The organism is Halobaculum rarum, assembly GCF_040025155.1.
GTDB classification, from domain to species: domain Archaea; phylum Halobacteriota; class Halobacteria; order Halobacteriales; family Haloferacaceae; genus Halobaculum; species Halobaculum rarum.
On the sequence record NZ_CP157275.1, the window covers coordinates 2,100,996 to 2,114,138 of the forward strand.

At 69.9% G+C, this 13,143-nt stretch carries 13 protein-coding genes; 5 read left to right on the forward strand and 8 right to left on the reverse strand.

Annotation, left to right across the window (positions count from 1 at the left end):
• Positions 1-20: 20 nt before the first annotated feature.
• From ABJD39_RS10895 to ABJD39_RS10905, 3 genes are all read right to left on the reverse strand, one after another.
• Complete coding sequence (locus ABJD39_RS10895; RefSeq protein WP_348608325.1) at positions 21-1,190, reverse strand: DR2241 family protein; 1,170 nt, start codon at positions 1,188-1,190, stop codon at positions 21-23.
• A complete protein-coding gene (locus tag ABJD39_RS10900) occupies positions 1,191-2,069 on the reverse strand; it encodes a CbiX/SirB N-terminal domain-containing protein (protein WP_348608328.1) in 879 nt (292 codons plus the stop codon). It abuts the gene before it with no gap.
• A 129-nt stretch (positions 2,070-2,198) separates the two neighbouring features.
• Positions 2,199-2,447, reverse strand: coding sequence for a hypothetical protein (locus tag ABJD39_RS10905; protein WP_348608331.1), 249 nt, complete (start codon positions 2,445-2,447; stop codon positions 2,199-2,201).
• Positions 2,448-2,662: 215 nt separating this feature from the next.
• Between ABJD39_RS10905 and ABJD39_RS10910 the strand changes: the two genes are divergently transcribed.
• Both ABJD39_RS10910 and cysS read left to right on the forward strand, forming a co-directional pair.
• A complete protein-coding gene (locus ABJD39_RS10910; protein WP_348608334.1) occupies positions 2,663-3,199 on the forward strand; it encodes a DUF7523 family protein in 537 nt (178 codons plus the stop codon).
• 109 nt (positions 3,200-3,308) lie between these two features.
• The gene (cysS, locus tag ABJD39_RS10915) at positions 3,309-4,826 is read left to right on the forward strand and encodes a cysteine--tRNA ligase (protein WP_348608337.1); all 1,518 of its coding nucleotides are present in this window, start codon (positions 3,309-3,311) and stop codon (positions 4,824-4,826) included.
• A gap of 15 nt (positions 4,827-4,841) precedes the next feature.
• Here cysS and ABJD39_RS10920 read toward each other — a convergent pair whose 3' ends face one another.
• From ABJD39_RS10920 to ABJD39_RS10930, 3 genes are all read right to left on the reverse strand, one after another.
• Positions 4,842-5,783, reverse strand: coding sequence for a universal stress protein (locus tag ABJD39_RS10920; RefSeq protein WP_348608340.1), 942 nt, complete (start codon positions 5,781-5,783; stop codon positions 4,842-4,844).
• A gap of 62 nt (positions 5,784-5,845) precedes the next feature.
• Positions 5,846-6,133: a DUF357 domain-containing protein gene (locus ABJD39_RS10925; RefSeq protein ID WP_348608343.1), complete on the reverse strand. Its 288-nt coding sequence runs from the start codon at positions 6,131-6,133 to the stop codon at positions 5,846-5,848.
• 81 nt (positions 6,134-6,214) lie between these two features.
• On the reverse strand, positions 6,215-6,718 hold the full coding sequence (locus ABJD39_RS10930) for an Lrp/AsnC family transcriptional regulator (RefSeq protein WP_348608346.1): 504 nt from the start codon (positions 6,716-6,718) through the stop codon (positions 6,215-6,217).
• Between the two features lie 217 nt (positions 6,719-6,935).
• On the opposite strand from ABJD39_RS10930, the gene ABJD39_RS10935 reads away from it, so the two are divergent.
• The 3 genes from ABJD39_RS10935 to ABJD39_RS10945 all read left to right on the forward strand — a co-directional run bounded on the left by ABJD39_RS10935 (position 6,936) and on the right by ABJD39_RS10945 (position 10,914).
• Positions 6,936-9,119: a universal stress protein gene (locus ABJD39_RS10935; RefSeq protein ID WP_348608352.1), complete on the forward strand. Its 2,184-nt coding sequence runs from the start codon at positions 6,936-6,938 to the stop codon at positions 9,117-9,119.
• Positions 9,120-9,231: 112 nt separating this feature from the next.
• Positions 9,232-10,290, forward strand: a complete 1,059-nt coding sequence (locus ABJD39_RS10940) for an NAD(P)/FAD-dependent oxidoreductase (protein WP_348608355.1) — start codon at positions 9,232-9,234, stop codon at positions 10,288-10,290.
• A gap of 339 nt (positions 10,291-10,629) precedes the next feature.
• Positions 10,630-10,914, forward strand: coding sequence for a DUF7545 family protein (locus ABJD39_RS10945; RefSeq protein WP_348608358.1), 285 nt, complete (start codon positions 10,630-10,632; stop codon positions 10,912-10,914).
• A 35-nt stretch (positions 10,915-10,949) separates the two neighbouring features.
• On the opposite strand, the gene ABJD39_RS10950 is transcribed toward ABJD39_RS10945, so the two are convergent.
• A complete protein-coding gene (locus tag ABJD39_RS10950; protein WP_348608361.1) occupies positions 10,950-11,762 on the reverse strand; it encodes a ZIP family metal transporter in 813 nt (270 codons plus the stop codon).
• Positions 11,763-11,916: 154 nt separating this feature from the next.
• Positions 11,917-13,107: a Xaa-Pro peptidase family protein gene (locus tag ABJD39_RS10955; RefSeq protein WP_348608364.1), complete on the reverse strand. Its 1,191-nt coding sequence runs from the start codon at positions 13,105-13,107 to the stop codon at positions 11,917-11,919.
• Positions 13,108-13,143: the final 36 nt, after the last annotated feature.

Genomic DNA, 13,143 nt, shown 5'->3' on the forward strand with positions numbered 1-13,143 from the left:
TCGCTAGGTTGCCGTACGGATTAGCCGTCGTGGTCGTCGTGCCCTTCCTCGGGATCCGTCGGAACGCCCCCCAGGTTGCCGTGGTCGTCGAACAGCTTCGCGCGGAGGTAGCGCGTCCGGTAGCGGTTGGCGTCCTCGTACACGTCGGCCTCGCGGATCTCGTCGGCGCGGCCGTCTGCGACGGCGTCGATGACGCCCTCGATCTGGTCCTTCTCGCTGGGTGTCAGGTGGAACGTGTACTCGCGGGGTTCCTCCTCCTCCAGCTTCGTCCACCTGCGCGCGGCCGCGATCACGAGCGAGCACGGCTCCCGGCACGGGAACGCGCCGGTCCCGCCGTCGGCGGCGAGGTCGTCGCCCTCGTCGTACTGCCACTCACGGCGCTTCACGCACTGGGAGTCGTCACAGGCCGCCTCCGCGACCCACTCGACGGCCTCGCGGGGCAGCTCCGAGACGATCCCGTAGATGCCGGTCTGGCGGTCGGTCGTGTCCGTCCAGTGGTCGATGTCGAGGCGTCCCTCCCGCTCGCGGTACCAGTTCGCGACCGTCGCGGGGTACAGCGTCTCGACCGTCTCCACCGCGTCGCGCCAGTCCAGATCGTGGAAGGCCCAGCCGGTCGGCATGTTCGCCCCGGTCTTCAGCGGGCGGTACATCCCGTCGTCGTCGTGTTTCGACAGCTCGCGGGCCTCGAGTGGGTCGTCGTATCGCTCCAGCTCGTCGACCGCGCGGTCGGCGTCGTCGACGTGGCGCACGTCGTAGCGGCGAGAGCCGTCGGCGGCGCCCACGTCACCCACGGCGTCCGCGAGCGTCGCCTCGATGCGGAGTTGCCCCCACTCGGTGACCATCCCGTCGGCGAGCGCGTCGTACCGCTCGTGGACGGCGTGGTCGGCGGCCGCCTCCGCGCGCCGAAGGAACGCCCGGCGGGGAGAGTCGTGGCGCTGCACCTCCCGCTCCCAGAAGTACCAGTTGGTGACGTACGGGCTGTCCGCTGCGTGCGCGTGAAGCTCGGACTCCGAGAGGCCGGTCGCCTCGTGTTCGGGCGTGGCGAAGGTGTAGCCGCCGTCGCCCGAGGCGGCTCCGCCTTCGTCGCCCTCGCGCTCGTCACCCTCGCGGGCGACGTGCAGGCCGTCGAAGTCGATCCCGCCGTCGGACTCGGCGGCCGCCAGCAGCGCGTCGAACTGTCGCGCCAGCATTCAGTCGTCCGCCCCCGGGGCGACGCGGGTCGTCTCGCGGACGGACTCGATGGCGGCGCTCACGTCGGCGCCGGCGTCGGCCGCGCGCTCCAGCACCACGTCGGCCATCAGCGCCTCGGTGCCGACGGCGCCGGCGTACCAGATGCGGTGGCCGTCGACCGCGGCGGGCACGTCGTAGCCGGTGCGGTAGTCGTCGGTGAGGCCCATGTCCTCGGGGATGTCCTCCTGCGTGTGGAAGCCATCGGAGATGAACAGCGGGACGACGACCACGTCCTCGACGGTGAAGTAGTCGGTCACGTCGTCGACCTCGGGCTCCTCGTCCATGTACAGCGCCTGTACCTCGTCGAAGCGGTCCATGTCGCGGACGCGCTCGGCGTGATACTCGATGGCCTTCGCGGAGTTCTCGTTGCGCTCGGTGCCGTGGCCGACGACGGCGAAGCCGAAGCCCTCCCCCACGTCGGGGTCGTTCGTCACGCTCTCGGCCCGGCGCACCAGCACGTCCGTCATCGACTCGTGGGTGCCGACCGGCCCGCAGTAGTGGACCGTCTGGCCGGTGTCCTCGGCGGTGTAGGTGGCCACGTCCGCCGAGAGGCCGTCGGAGTCCCAATCGGCCACGTCCCAGTCGCCGAGGCGGAGCTCGCGCGGGATCACCTGCTCGGTGAAGTAGCCCTCCGAGATGAACATCGGAACGACGTACACCTCGTCGGCCTCGCAGGTGCGCAACACCTCCCGCAGGCTCGGTTCCTCCTTCCAGAATCCGGTTCGAACCTCGTCGAACGCGCCGGCCGCGCGGATCGTGTCCGCGTGGTCGTAGGTGGGCGCGCTCGATCCGGGGTTCAGGTGTGACCCGTGGGCGACGATGACCAGCGCCTGACTCATGGACGAATCGAGGGCCGGAGCGACCTTATCGCCTTCGGCAGGGGAGGGCGGGCGCGTGGGGGAACGCGTGGAGGGGTGTGTCAGCAGGATGCGGGGAGGGGCGTCAGCGGGGACCGCGATACGACTGTTTCAGACCGCGACACACGCGCGGGTGCCGGGGAGACACACTCGTCGTTGTCGGCCGACGAACTGCTCCCGTGCGACGGGCAGGAGTCGTCTCGCGGCGAGTGCGACCGTCGCACCGCCGGCGGCCGCGGCGACGAGCGGAAACAGTGACGCGAGCAGCGCCGCCAGCACGACCGCGACGACCGCGACCGCCGGACCGATCGATGCGTCGGGCTCGGGGACGCCGTGTCCCAGCTGGGTCGGTTGTCTCATTGCATACGGACGGTGGGCTCCCGCCGACTAAAGCGTAATCTGAATGATGTTTCTGTCCGCGGTCTTACTGAAACTCGCTTCGGGGGACGGACGCGCTTGGCCGTGACGCGGCGGCACCGAACTCGTCGCGGTCGCGTCCGTGTCACTCACCATGGTTGCGTCCGTGTCACTCACGGACCGCCGTGATTATGTCCGCCGCCGTCGCGTCCCCGTTCATGACCGTCGCCGAGGAAACCCGCGCCGCCGTCCGCGAGCAACCGTTCCTGTACGACGCCCTCCGCGCCGGCGTCGTGAACTACGCGGCCGCCGCGGCGACGCTCGACATCGACGCCGACCCCGACGCCGTGGCGACGGCGCTTCGCCGGTTCGCGAACGAGTCGGGCGACGACGGGGACTCGTCCGGCAGAGACGAATCTGACGCCGGGGGCGACGCGCGCGTCCGAATGGAGCGCGGCGTCGGAGCGGTCGACGGTTCGGCCGCCGACCGCGACGGCAACGGTGCCGACGGTGACGCGGAGGCACTCCTTGCCGTCGGCGGGACAGAGTACGTCGCCGGCGCGGGCGACGCGACCGCGGTCGTCGCCGCCGGCGACGTGGGGCCGCGCGCGCTCGAACGCGTGCTCGGGCGACTCCGCACCGCGGGCGTCGCCGTCGACGCCGCCGGGGTGACGCCGAGCGGGCTGGCCGTGGTGGTCGGTTCCCGGGCCGGCGCCGACGCGCTCCGGGCCGTCGAGGCCGTGCTTGACGACTGATCGCGCCGCTCCGGACTCGAGGGGCCCGTCTCCCGTCGTGTCCGCCCCCACCGCCTGCCGACTCGATCTTCGACCGTTTAACACGGAGGACCGCGTAGCGGCGCCCGATATGGGTCTGTCCGTGACCAACACCCTGACGGGCGAACGGGAGGCGTTCGAGCCGGCGAGCGACGACGAGGTCCTGCTGTACGTCTGTGGGCTGACGGTCTCGGACGACGCGCACCTCGGCCACGCGCGGCTGTGGTTCCACGCCGACGTCCTCCACCGATGGCTCGACCACCTCGGCTACGACGTGCGCCACGTCGAGAACGTCACCGACGTGAACGAGAAGATCGCCGCCCGCGTGGGCGAGCGCGAGGACTGGGACACCGAGGCGGACGTGGCCCGCCACTTCACCGAGGAGGTCATCGAGAACATGCGCGGGCTCAACCTCAAGCGCGCGGCGGTGTACCCCCGCGTGTCCGAGCACATTCCGGAGATCATCTCGCTGGTCGAACGACTGATCGAGTCGGGCCACGCCTACGAGGCGAACGGCTCCGTCTACTTCGACGTGACCTCGTTCGAGGAGTACGGTCACCTCTCGAACCAGCGCCCGGAGGAACTGGAGGCCGACGAGGAGGAGGACGTGCTCGCGGAGAAGCGACACCCCGGAGACTTCGCGCTGTGGAAGGCCGACGGCGTCGACGCGGACGCCGTCCGCGAGCACCGCAAACACGACCACGAGGGTGACCTCCCGACGGGCCAGACGTGGGAGTCACCGTGGGGCGAGGGGCGCCCCGGGTGGCACATCGAGTGCTCGGCGATGTCCACCAGCCACCTCGGGGACACGCTCGACGTCCACATGGGCGGGCGCGACCTCGTCTTCCCCCACCACGAGAACGAGATCGCCCAAAGCGAGGCCGCGACGGGTCATCGGTTCGCGCGCTACTGGCTCCACAACGGCCTGCTCGAGACGACCGAGGACAAGATGTCCTCCAGCCTCGGCAACTTCTTCACCGTCTCGGACGCGCTCGAGGAGTTCGGCGTGAACGTCCTGCGCACGTTCTATCTGGGCGCACAGTACCGCGGCGACCAGGTGTTCTCCGAGGACGCGATGGCCGAGGCCGAGGAGCGCTGGGACCGCCTCGAACGCGCCTACGAGACGGCCGTCGACGCCTGCGACTCGGTCGACGCCCGGGCGAAGGCGACCGACGACGACCTCCGCGCGGCAGTCGACGACGCCCGCGAGGGGGTCGTCGAGGCGATGAACGACGACCTGAACGTCCGCGAGGCGTTCGGCGCCCTGCTCGATCTCGGGACGGCGGTTCACCGCCACGTCGAGCGCGTTGGCTCCGCCAACGACAGCGTCGACGACGGGGACGCCCACGCGTACGACTACCGGGGCCTGCGCCGCGCGGTCGAGACCTTCGAGGAGTTCGGCGGCGACGTGTTCGGGCTCGAACTCGGCCGCGAGGCGGGCGGCGACGTGGAGCTGGTCGGCGACCTCGCGGATCTCGTACTCGACGTACGCGAGGCCGAGCGCGAGGCCGGTAACTACGAGCGCGCCGACCGCCTCCGAGACGACCTGGAGGCGCTCGGGCTGACCGTCGAGGACGGCGACGACGGACCGGAGATCCGGCTCGACTGACGCGAACGGCGACGCCTACTCTTTCGATTCCGCATCCGCTTTCGCCCCTGCCCCGGCGAGCGAGCCGGCAGCGGCCGGCACCACCAGAACGGGCCGGTCCGCGGCCCTGAGGATCCGCTCGGCGACCGACCCGAGCACGACCCGGCGGACGCCGGTTCTGCCGTGTGTCCCGACGACGACGAGGTCCGCGTCGGCGTCGCGGGCGTACCCGCAGACGGCCCTGCTCGGCTCGCCCTCGATCACCTCGCCGTCGGCGTCGACCCCGGCCTCCTCGGCGCGGTCGAGCGCCCGGTCGACGGCGTCGGTTGCCCGGGTCGTCAGCGCACGCTTGACCGACTCGACCGTCTCGTTCGTGAGCACGCCGCCCCCGGCGTTGGTGAGCGCCCGCGCCTGGTCGACGGCGCTGACGGCGGTGAGTCGCGCGCCCAGCGTCGCCGCGAGGTCGGCGCCGATCCGCTCGGCCGGGGCCACCGCGTCGCTGCCGTCGGTCGCCAGCAGGAGCCGGCTCCCGCTCCCCCACTCGACCTCGACGGCGTCGCCGTGGACCACGAGCACGGGCACGTCCGCGGTGCGGACGACGGTCTCCGCGACCGAGCCGAGGAGCACACGCCTCGCGCCGCCCCTGCCGTGGGTGCCGATGACCACCATATCCGCGCCGACCTCCTCGACGTACGCGAGCAACTGGTCGGCCGGCATTCCCTCGCGGACGGTCGCGACGGCGTCGACGCCGGCGTCCTCGGCGCGCGCGACGATCGACTCGACGCGCTCGTCGGCCTCCTCGCGGCGCTTCCTGAGGTCGGCGAGCGACTGTCCGGTCGGGAAGGGGTTCACCACGGTGCAGGCGTGCAGCGTCGCGCCGGTGCCGGCCGCGAGCCCGATCGCCGCATCGACGGCGGCGGCGGCGGGATCGCTGCCGTCGGTGGCGACGACGATGTCCGTGAATCGGGTGTCGTCCATACCCGAACGTTGTCACGATCGCACGATAAAACCGCCGCCACGGTCCGGAACCCCGAGTCCGCTCACTCCATCGTGAACAGGTCGGTGTCCTCGGGGATCGCGAACAGGCCCATGCGGACGCCGCAGTCGAGCCACCCGTAGCCGTAGGAGTACGACGCCAGCGCGTTCACCGGGTCGCCGCGCTCGCGGAAGTGGCGCCCGTCCTCGAGATAGGAGACGGCCATCTCCTCGCACTCCAGAGCCATCCCGTGGAGCGGCGTCCCCTCCGGGACGCACACCTCCGCCGCCGCGAGGGCGTCCGCGAGCATCTCCCCGTATCTGGTCGTCTTCTCGTCGAGATCGGCGGGCATGTCAAGACAGATCCGGCCGGCCGTCCCTGAGCGTGTCGCCGTCGCGGCGACGGCACGCTAGAACGCGGCGAGTCCCCGCGATCACGACTCGTCGCCCCCCGGTCCGTTCTCCGGGTCCTCCTCGGGGTCGAGGAAGCCGCGGTACGGGCAGACGTGCTCGTCGCGGATGAGCTGCTCGTCGATGATCTCCAGCCCCAGTTCGTCCAGCTCCCGGTTGATCCGGTCGAGGTCGTCGTGGTCGCGACCGATCGCGTTCACGTACACGTTCCGCTCGCCGGTCATGATCTCGCGGACCGCCGTCACGCCGCGGATCTCTCTGGCCTTCCTCCCCAGCTCGTCGCGCTCCGGGATCCGCGCGGTGCAGACGATCTTCGTGTACAGCGGGTAGCCCGCGAGGTCGTAGTCGATGTCGATGTGGTAGCCGCGGACGATCCCCGACTTCTCGAGCTTGTTGAGGCGGGTCCGCACCGTGCTCGCCGAGAGGTCGAGCTTCTCCGCGATGTCGCTCGACGACGTCCCCCGCGCGTCCTGCTGGAGGTAATAGAGGATGTGCCGGTCGACGGAATCCAACTCGCCGTCCTTCATCTGTATCGTGGAGTGCTCCCGCCGACGCTTTAGTGTTCCCCGGTCCGTCGTGCAGTCTCGGCGGGGCCATTTTGCGGACGGAAAGAGACTAATCTATACCGATCGTTGACGATCCGTCAATAGAAGCGCCTGATTTATCTGGTCCCGTCATGTAGGAACGGACGAACAACCGGGCGGTTCCGTGCCCCGATCCGGGTCGCCCGATCCACACCTCACCATGAAGGAACTCGAACGAGACCTCGGTCTCCCGTCCGTCCTCGCGATCAGTATCGGCGCGATGATCGGCAGCGGCATCTTCATCCTGCCGGCGCTGGCGCTGGAGATCGCCGGCCCGGCGGTGATCCTCGCGTACGCGCTCGCCGGCCTGCTGGTGGTCCCGGCGGCCCTCTCGAAGTCGGAGATGGCGACCGCGATGCCGGAGGCCGGCGGAACGTACATCTACATCGAACGCGGGATGGGACCGCTGCTGGGAACGATCGCCGGCGTCGGCACGTGGTTCTCGCTGTCGTTCAAGGGCGCGCTCGCGCTCGTGGGCGGCGTTCCGTACCTCCTCTTGCTGTTCGATCTCCCTCTCAAGCCCGTCGCGCTGGGGCTTGCGGCCGTGTTGATCCTCGTGAACATCGTCGGCGCCAAGCAGACCGGCCGGCTCCAGGTCGCCATCGTCGTCGTGATGCTGGCGGCGCTGGGATGGTTCGCCGCCGGGAGCGCTCCCAGCGTCCAGTCCGCCAACTACGTCGACTTCTTCGGCTACGGCGTCGGCGGCATCCTCGCGGCGACCGGGCTCGTGTTCGTCTCGTACGCGGGCGTCACGAAGGTCGCCAGCGTCGCCGAGGAGGTCGAGGACCCCGGACGGAACATCCCGCTCGGGATCCTCGGGTCGCTGGCGTTCACGACGGTGCTGTACGTCGTCGTCGTCGCCGTGCTGGTCGGCATCACCGATCCCGGCAGCGTCGCCGGCTCGCTGACGCCCGTCGCCGTCGGCGCGGAACAGACACTCGGGCAGGCGGGGGTCGTCGCGGTCATCGTCGCGGCCGTGCTCGCGCTGATCTCGACGGCGAACGCGGGCATCCTCTCGTCGTCGCGCTACCCGTTCGCGATGAGCCGCGACATGCTCGCACCGCCGTCGCTGTCGTCCGTCAGCGAACGGTTCGGCACGCCCGTCACGTCGATCACGCTGACCGGCGCGGTGCTGCTCGCGCTGATCGCGTTCGTCCCGATCCTCGACATCGCCAAGCTCGCGAGCGCGTTCCAGATAATGGTGTTCGCGATGATCAACGTCGCGGTGGTCGCCTTTCGCGAGGGGAGCACCGAGTACGAGCCGGTGTTCACCTCGCCGCTGTACCCGTGGATTCAGGTGTTCGGCACTGTCTCCGGCTTCCTGCTGTTGACACAGATGGGGACGATCGCGCTCGCGGGCGCCGGCGTCATCACCGTCGGCAGTGTCATCTGGTACTTCCTGTACGTCCGCCCGCGGGTCGACCGCGAGGGCGCCGCGACCGACGCGATCCGGCGGCAGGTCAGTCGGGACGCGCTCTCGGAGATCGAGTCCGCGCTCGCCGAGCGTCCCGACACCAAGGAGGTGCTGCTCGCGCTCACGAAGGACCTCGACCCGGAGCGCGAGCGCGCGCTGGTCGCGCTGGCGGCGGATCTCGTCCGCGAGGACGACGGCCGCGTCGTCGCCGTTCGGTTCCAGGAAGTGCCCGACCAGGCACCGCTCACCGAGGGGGTGACCGTCCAGTCCGACGCCGACCGATCCTTCGAGACCCGGGTGAACGCGCTCGCCGACGAGTTCGGCGTCGACATCGAGGCCGACGAGATCGTCAGCCACGACACGAAACACGCGGTGGTCAACTTCGCGACCCACCGCGGGGTGGACACGATCGTCGCCGAGCACGAGCCCCTCCGGGTCCGGTCGCGGCTGTTCGGCGATCCGATCGACTGGGTCGTCAGGCACGCGCCCTGCGACGTGCTGCTCGTCGACAACCTCGGCTACGACGACCCGAAACGGGTCGTGCTCTCCGGCGACGTGGGGCCGTACCCGCCGCTCGCCGTCGACGTCGCCGAGGCGGTCGCCGCCGCCAACGGCGGCGAACTGTCGCTGTGGCAGCCGGCTGCCGGCGACGGCTCGGACAAACAGCGGCGGCTCGTCGAGGACTACCGTACGGAGCTGTCCGAGTTGGTGTCGGTTCCGGTCAGGACCGAGTCGGTCCGAACCGACGGGGGGCGTCCCCCGATGCCCGACCTGCTCGTCCGCCGCGGTGCCGACCACCGCCTCCGCAACGCCCTGCTCGACGAGCGGCCGGAGTTCCCGAACCCGGGCTGTACCACCGTCACCGTCTACCCGCACGAGTCCAGCCGCGTCGGGCTGGCGCGTCGACTGATCGAACGAGTCGCGTTCTGACCGGGCGCGCCGCGACCGCTCGTTTGTATTGTTTTATCAGAACAATACTGTTGTCCGCGGTCCGAGCACGACAGCACAACGTACAAACCCCGTTCGATCCTATCGAACGGTAATGACAGACACCGCTGATATCGTCGAGCACCGTCCGTTGATAATCGCCGGGAGCGGTTCTGCCGGTCTCACGGCGGCCATCTACGCGGCACGCTCCAACAACGAGCCGCTCGTGTTCGAGGGCGACGAGCCCGGCGGGCAGCTCACGCTCACCTCCGAGGTCGAGAACTTCCCGGGGTTCCCCGAGGGGATCAACGGCGCGGAGTTCATCAACAACGCCAAAGAGCAGGCGAAGCGCTTCGGCGCCGACGTGAAGAACGGCATCGTCGAACGCGTGGACGACTCGGACCGGCCGTTCCGTGTCGAACTCACGAACGGCGACGTGTATACGGCCGACGCCGTCATCGCCGCCTCCGGCGCGTCAGCGCGCACGCTCGGCATCCCGGGCGAGGACGAGCTGATGGGCTTCGGGCTCTCGACGTGTGCGACGTGTGACGGCGCGTTCTTCCGCGACGAGGACATGCTCGTCGTCGGCGGCGGCGACGCCGCGATGGAGGAGGCGAGCTTCCTGACGAAGTTCGCCGACACCGTGTACATCGCGCACCGTCGCGAGGAGTTCCGCGCCGAGGACTACTGGATCGACCGCGTGATGGACCACGTCGACGAGGGCAACATCGAGATCATGCGCAACACCGAGGTGACCGAGCTCCACGGGACGCCCGAGGCTGGCATCGAGTCGGTCACGCTCGTGCGCAATCCCGAGGGACACCCGACCGACAAGCTCGACGACCCCGACACCGAGGAGTGGGACTTCGAGGTCGGCGCGGTGTTTTACGCCATCGGCCACACGCCCAACACCGACTACCTCGCCGACACCGGCGTCGAACTCGACGACGACGGCTACCTCAAGACGGTCGGTGGCTCCGGCGGCGGCCAGACAGAAACGGCGGTGTCCGGGCTGTTCGGCGCCGGCGACGTGGTCGACTACCACTACCAGCAGGCCGTGACGGCCGCCGGGATGGGGAGCAAGGCGGCCATCGACGCCGACGACTACCTCGAGGACCTGAAGCGCGAGGCGGCGGCGCAGGCGGAAGAGGAGCCCGCGGCCGCGGACGACTAAGAACCTCTTTTCGCCTCGGGTTTCCTCGGCCGCCTCCGGCGGCCTGCGGGAACCGCTCGGCGAAAACCCGTTCATGCTGTCGGATTCTCCGAATCCGACTGCTGACGGGAAATCTCCGATTTCCCGTAATGCCAAAAAACCCGCTCGCTCGGCCTCCGGCCTCGCTCGCGGTACAGTACGGTTGCCTGCGGCTGGCGCGCACCGTCGCGGTGGGTTCCGTACGCGGTTCGCTCCTCGGCGTCGCCGGGATCAGCGGACGATGCGCAGAACGAACACAGTCGCTTGCGGCGACTACCCGCGACCCACGGACCTTTACGTCCGGTGACCCATCTGAGAGCCATGGTTGGAACTGAAACCTACACGATCACCGGTCCGGACGGCGACAGCGACGAGGTCGACCTCCCCGAGGGGCTCGTCGACATGCTCGCCGAGCAGGGGGAGGACCCCAGCGAGGTTATCAGCGACGTGGTCCTGCAGGCGTTCGCCCAGCAGGCGCACGCCATCGCCCACCACAGCGAGGGCGAGCCGCCCCAGGACGTGCTCGATATCAACGAGAAGGCCGAGGAGCTGTTCGAGGACCGCTTCGGACAGAGCCTCTCGGACGCGATGGGCCACTCGCACTAACGCGACCGCCCGGCCGGGATACCCGTTCTCACGCGCTACATCGACGTAACCGACAGCAGCGGCACCATCGCGCCGACCCCGACGAGGACGCCCGCGACGAGCTCGCGCTTACCGTCGCCGGCGAGGCCCTCGCCCAGCTCCAGCGCCTCCGGGATGAACTCGGTGAGCACGAGATACACCATCGCGCCCGCGGCGAAGCCGAACCCGATCGGGAGGAACCGCTCGGCGAGCGTGACGAAGTAGAACGCGATCACCGCCCCGACCGGCTGTGGGAGGCTGGAGAACACCGCCCACCAGACCATTCTCGGCGGCGACACGTCCATCGAGCGCAGCGGGATCGACACCGCCACGCCCTCGGGGACGTTGTGGATCGAGATGGCGACGGTCATGAACACCGCGAGCAGCGGCACCGCGGTGCCGAACAGCACGAGCCCGCCGGGCGTGTCGAACCCCAGCTCCGCGAAGGAGACGCCGACGGCGACGCCCTCGGGGAAGCTGTGAACCGTGAGGACGCCGAGGATGAGCAGGAGCTTCTTGAAGTCGGCCTCCTCGTACGCCCCGGGGTCGACCTCCGCCCCCTCGATCACCGCGTGGGCGACGACGACCAGCAGGACCCCCGCCAGCACGCCGACGCCTAACTCCAGCGGGCCGCCGTACGCGAGCCCCTCGCTCACCAGCCCGAACAGCGACGCGCCGAGCATGATCCCCGACGCGAGCCCCCACAGGACGACGTTCCACCGGTCGCCGATCTCGTCCACGAGGAAGAACGGGATCGCGCCCAGCCCGGTCGCGAGCGCGGTGACCAGGCCCGCGAGGAACACGAACGCGTACGCGCCGGCGTCGATCATGCGCGAGGCTAGCCGGGGCTCGGATATAACTCTCACGTCACTGACTAATTTCGGCCGGCCGAAACCAGTGGGCCGATCGACCCCGAACACGTGCGCGTGATCGTCGAGATCGCGCGTCGTGGACTCTATATCAGAAATCGATTACGTTCCGGGACTACGCCGTCCTCCAGTCGCGATCGGTTCGGTTCAGGCGGACACAGCCGTCGTCGGTGACGACGACGAGGTCCTCGATCCGGACGCCGAACTCGCCGGACAGGTAGACGCCCGGTTCGATACTGAACACCATTCCGGGCTCGAGTTCGCGCTCGCCGCCGGTGACGACGTACGGCTCCTCGTGCACGTCGAGGCCAACGCCGTGGCCCGTGCGGTGGACGAACTCGTCGCCGTAGCCCGCCTCCTCGATGACCCCGCGGGCGGCGGCGTCGATCTCGCCGGTCGTGACGCCCGGCTCGACCGCGTCGACGGCGGCGTCCTGCGCCTCGCGCACGACGCGGTGGACCTCACGGAAGCCCTCCGGCGGCGATTCGTCGCCGAACACGAGCGTTCGGGTCTGGTCGGAGGGGTAGCCGTCGACGCGGGTGCCGAAGTCGAGGACGACGGGATCGCTCGCCCGGATCACGCGGTTGCCGTGGGTGTGATGCGGCATCGCTCCGTTCGGCCCCGAGCCGACGATCGTCTCGAAGGAGACGCCGACCCCGCCGTTGGCGACGAGGCGATCCTCGATGTGGCGCGCGAGGTCCGCCTCGGTCATCCCGACCACGTCGTCGCCGTCGGCCCGAAGCTCCCGGATCACCGCGTCGGCGGCCTCGCCGGCGTGGCGCAGCGCCGCGATCTCGGCGTCGTCCTTGATCACGCGCAGGTCCGCGAGCACCTCGCCCGCGAGCCCGAACGTCGCCCCGGGGAGCACCTCGCGGAGGTCCTGCGTGAACCGGGCGTGCATGGTGTCGTCGACGAGGATGTGGGACCCGTCGTCGCTGTCGTCGCCATCGCCGTCGCGGCCGTCGCTGTCGGCCCCACGCCGCAGTCCGAGGTCGTCCGCGACCGACGCCAGCACCGCCGCGGGGCCCTCGTCGTCAGCCCACGTGCGCACGTCATTGACGGCGGTCCCGGCGCGCACCTGTTCGCCGGAGAGTTCGGGAACGAGGAACACCGGCTCGTGGTCGGCGGTCACGAACAGCAGGAAGTGGCGCTCGCTGGGGTGTTCGCTGTGGCCCGTGAGATATCGGAGGTTCGTGCTCGGGAACAGGACGATCGCGTCGGCATCGCCGTCACGGAGGCGGTCGCGGACGGCGTCGAGTCGACGGGCGTGCGGCGCGTCGGTGTCGGCGGCGTCTGTATCGTTCATGTGCGACGGTTCCGCCGCCGCCGAGTTGAACGCGTC

What these genes read in the sequence shown, in the direction of transcription:
- ABJD39_RS10895 (WP_348608325.1), bottom strand. Translation starts at nt 1,190, where the DNA reads ATGCTGGCGCGACAGTTCGACGCGCTGCTGGCGGCCGCCGAGTCCGAC.
- ABJD39_RS10900 (WP_348608328.1), bottom strand. Translation starts at nt 2,069, where the DNA reads ATGAGTCAGGCGCTGGTCATCGTCGCCCACGGGTCACACCTGAACCCC.
- ABJD39_RS10905 (WP_348608331.1), bottom strand. Translation starts at nt 2,447, where the DNA reads ATGAGACAACCGACCCAGCTGGGACACGGCGTCCCCGAGCCCGACGCA.
- ABJD39_RS10910 (WP_348608334.1), top strand. Translation starts at nt 2,663, where the DNA reads ATGACCGTCGCCGAGGAAACCCGCGCCGCCGTCCGCGAGCAACCGTTC.
- cysS (WP_348608337.1), top strand. Translation starts at nt 3,309, where the DNA reads ATGGGTCTGTCCGTGACCAACACCCTGACGGGCGAACGGGAGGCGTTC.
- ABJD39_RS10920 (WP_348608340.1), bottom strand. Translation starts at nt 5,783, where the DNA reads ATGGACGACACCCGATTCACGGACATCGTCGTCGCCACCGACGGCAGC.
- ABJD39_RS10925 (WP_348608343.1), bottom strand. Translation starts at nt 6,133, where the DNA reads ATGCCCGCCGATCTCGACGAGAAGACGACCAGATACGGGGAGATGCTC.
- ABJD39_RS10930 (WP_348608346.1), bottom strand. Translation starts at nt 6,718, where the DNA reads ATGAAGGACGGCGAGTTGGATTCCGTCGACCGGCACATCCTCTATTAC.
- ABJD39_RS10935 (WP_348608352.1), top strand. Translation starts at nt 6,936, where the DNA reads ATGAAGGAACTCGAACGAGACCTCGGTCTCCCGTCCGTCCTCGCGATC.
- ABJD39_RS10940 (WP_348608355.1), top strand. Translation starts at nt 9,232, where the DNA reads ATGACAGACACCGCTGATATCGTCGAGCACCGTCCGTTGATAATCGCC.
- ABJD39_RS10945 (WP_348608358.1), top strand. Translation starts at nt 10,630, where the DNA reads ATGGTTGGAACTGAAACCTACACGATCACCGGTCCGGACGGCGACAGC.
- ABJD39_RS10950 (WP_348608361.1), bottom strand. Translation starts at nt 11,762, where the DNA reads ATGATCGACGCCGGCGCGTACGCGTTCGTGTTCCTCGCGGGCCTGGTC.
- ABJD39_RS10955 (WP_348608364.1), bottom strand. Translation starts at nt 13,107, where the DNA reads ATGAACGATACAGACGCCGCCGACACCGACGCGCCGCACGCCCGTCGA.